Origin of the sequence: Chryseobacterium sp. OSA05B, from assembly GCF_019970065.1 — a bacterium.
In the GTDB taxonomy this organism is placed as follows: Bacteria; Bacteroidota; Bacteroidia; order Flavobacteriales; family Weeksellaceae; genus Chryseobacterium.
Map to the genome: position 1 here is coordinate 1 of NZ_JAHXYH010000017.1, position 3208 is coordinate 3208.

Annotated in this window: 4 protein-coding genes; 3 read left to right on the top strand and 1 reads right to left on the bottom strand. The window is 40.8% G+C overall.

Annotation, left to right across the window (positions count from 1 at the left end; translation table 11 throughout):
* Positions 1–533: porin family protein (locus tag LC419_RS23305; protein ID WP_223609602.1), on the bottom strand; the 533-nt coding region annotated here is incomplete at its 3' end.
* A 180-nt stretch (positions 534–713) separates the two neighbouring features.
* Between LC419_RS23305 and LC419_RS23310 the strand changes: the two genes are divergently transcribed.
* The 3 genes from LC419_RS23310 to LC419_RS23320 form a co-directional block, all read left to right on the top strand.
* A complete protein-coding gene (locus LC419_RS23310; protein ID WP_223609603.1) occupies positions 714–1289 on the top strand; it encodes an RNA polymerase sigma-70 factor in 576 nt (191 codons plus the stop codon).
* A gap of 10 nt (positions 1290–1299) precedes the next feature.
* Complete coding sequence (locus LC419_RS23315; RefSeq protein WP_223609604.1) at positions 1300–2259, top strand: FecR family protein; 960 nt, start codon at positions 1300–1302, stop codon at positions 2257–2259.
* Positions 2244–3208 (top strand): carboxypeptidase-like regulatory domain-containing protein (locus tag LC419_RS23320; protein WP_223609605.1); only part of this gene is annotated, 965 nt, incomplete at its 3' end. The genes LC419_RS23315 and LC419_RS23320, both read left to right, overlap by 16 nt.

Genomic DNA, 3208 nt, shown 5'->3' on the forward strand with positions numbered 1-3208 from the left:
ACTCTTAATCCCGCAGGACTTACCTGATAGGCAAAGCCAACTTTGCTGTCTTTGGCAGTCTGGCCGTTTTTACGCTCTGTTGACGAAGTAAGATTAACACCTGCCGCTGCCGAGCCATAAAAATTCAACCACGGGGTTTTGATATAGGAATACTCTATTACCGGCATGGCGATGAACAGGTGCTGTGTTTTTTTGATATCGCCCATGGTGTTTGTAGTGGCTGCTTTCGGGACGAATGTTTGCTCGGATTTCATATATCCCAGGTCACCTCCAACTTTAAGACGGTCTGTAATCTGGTTCCGGTAGCCGAGTCCAAAAACGCCAAGCTGTTTACTGTCTTTTTGAACATAAGGATTTACATCAGGTAATAATGCGGATACAATAGCATTTGTAAAAACCTCCAGAACATCTTCCTTTAATTTTACGGAACTGCCTTCACTATAGCCGATACGTATTTCATGTTTGCCGGTCTGCGCTTTTACTGTAGCTGAGAACATTAAACCTGTTGCGATAATAATAATTGATTTTTTCATTTTTTAAATGCTTATAATTTTATTCTAAACTTCTCCAGCATTTTCTTAGCTGGCTTCCCTTTAAATACGCGCAAAAAATAAATACCCCTATGCCATCCCTAAAAAAATAAAATTTTCGTCTATTGAAATATTGATTATCTTTCCAGATTATAAATGTAACCTTGTTGCATCTGTTAAAATATGGAAAAAGAGATACAGGATTTCAAAGCACTCTATTACATGTATTATCAGCCGCTGTGTAACCACGCTTTTAAATACCTTTCTGATCGGGATGAAAGTGAGGATGTGGTACAGGAGGTACTGATCCGCTTTTGGGAGCTCAAAAAGGAAATGCCAAACGACCAGACTGCACGGAATTATCTGTTTGCGGCTGTGCGGAACAGGAGTATTTCTGTACTCCGTCAAAAGAACAATATCAGGTTTGTTTCTATTGATGAGCACGATTTTGAAGTTACCGAAGATATTCATAAAGCGCAGGATGGGGAAAATATTTCCTTACTTCTAGAAAAAGCTTTTGAGAACCTTTCTCCTAAATGTGCTGAGGTTTTTAAGCTCAGCCGCATTGGGAAATTAAAATATGCCGAAATTGCAGCGCATTTAGGGATATCTGTAAAAACCGTTGAGAATCAAATGGGTAAGGCCATTAAACATATGCGCGATTTTATTGATAGGAACCCACTATACTCCACTTTTTTCATGCTTTATATTTTATATAAATACGTAGGGGTTTTTGTAGATAATACGTTTTATAAATGATGATAATAACATGGACACAGAACAAATAAATATATTGCTGGCCAGGCATTTCGCCAACGAAACTACCAGGGAACAGGAGCTGGTCCTGGAAAAATGGATTGCCAACCACCGTGAAGAATATGTGGCCTTAAAAATCCTATGGGCGGATACTCATGAGGTCAGCAGCCCACAATTATTTCCGGTGGATAAAGCCTGGGAGCAAACAGTGCAACAGATACGCCCGGCTGTGGCAGAAAAAGGCAGGGTAGGGAGGAAACAGTCTAATTATTGGATTGCCGCTGCATCAGTAGTTTTGGTAATGGTTTCGGGATTACTGTATTATTTCAACAGTTCGGTTACAGTGCATACACTTGCCAGCGAAATAAAAAAAGTTCAGCTTAAAGATGGCTCAATCGTTACACTTAACGGCAACTCCGGAATAACTTATCCCAGGTATTTTTCTGCAAACCGCGAAATAGAGCTTACCGGAGAAGCTTATTTTGAAGTAAAACGTGATGTGGCGCACCCTTTTAGGATAAAGTCCAACCGGTTGCTGGTTCAGGTGTTAGGGACTACCTTTCTTATCAAAAATTCCGGACGGGTTCAGCATGTATTTGTAAACAGCGGAAAAGTATCCGTAAAGGATGAACAGAGTGGGCAGTCAGCCATTTTGACCACCAATCAGGCGGTTTCTGTTTCCAACGGAAGTATACTTAAGGAGCCCGCCAATGAAAATTACCTTGCCTGGAAAAGCGGAAAACTCAATTTTAAAGATGTGCCGTTAAAACATGTCTTTACTGCACTGGAAGATTATTATCATATTTCAATAGTTGTGGAGGATGGATACGAAGGCTCATGTCTGTTAACATCACAGTTTGAAAGGCAGCCGCCTGATAAGGTATTTGAAGAGCTAAGCCGGATTTTTGGTTTTACCTACAAATTCTCCGGCACAAAGGTAACCGTATCCGGGATCACATGCGAAAAACAATAATCAAAGCTGCCATATTATGTTACCTGCTGGTTGTTTGTTGCTTCAGCTGCCTGTTTGCACAGGTAAAGGAAGGCCTGTTAAATAAAGAAGTCTATATCACCACCGAAAACCAAACCCTCGGTAGCTATCTTTCAGAAATTGCGGCGCAGGGAATCCCCTTATCCTACAGCAGTAATCAGCTTGGATTAACGCAAAAAATTAAAATTAAAAAAGGCAGGTACAAAATATCCACCTTGCTGTCCATGCTCCTAGCCAGGGAACCTGTACGTTTTGAAGACCGGGGAAATAAAATATTATTGTATCCGGTACAGGTAAAACCAACCCGGAATTTTAAGCTCAGTGGTTTTGTATATATGGAAAACAGTCTTGAAGCACTTCCTTATGCGACTTTAAAAGCGCCACCTCATAATATAGCTGTCACAGCAAACGATTATGGCTTTTACAGTATGGAACTCAAACCGGGCACCTATATTATTGAGGTCAGCCATATCGGTTATCCGCCGGAGATTGACACCATTCACCTAAAAAGTGATAGAGTTCATGATTTCCATTTAAAAGGGGAAATAAAACTGGCTGAGATAAAAATATTACCCAGGCAAAACTCGTTTAAGAATCCGCATGCCGTAAATTTAAAAGAAAACCCCGGCCTGCCTTTCATACTGGGTCAGCAAGATCCGTTAAAAGCCATACAGTTCAGGGCGGGTGTTTCCGGTGGTATGGCCAGTGGAAGCATGAACGTGAGGGGCGGCAGCTCAGATCAGAACCTGGTTTTGCTGGACGGTGCACCGGTATATAACTATAATCATTTTACAGGGCTCCTATCAATTTTTAATGCAGATATCGTTAAGCATATTGATTTTTATAAAGGCTCTTTTCCATCACGCTATGAAGGGCGTTTATCATCCGTCATCGATATCAAAACAAAAGAAGGCAATATGCAGGAATATCA

Coding starts and splice junctions, on each gene's coding strand:
- LC419_RS23310 (WP_223609603.1), top strand. CDS start 714: ATGGAAAAAGAGATACAGGATTTCAAAGCACTCTATTACATGTATTAT.
- LC419_RS23315 (WP_223609604.1), top strand. CDS start 1,300: ATGGACACAGAACAAATAAATATATTGCTGGCCAGGCATTTCGCCAAC.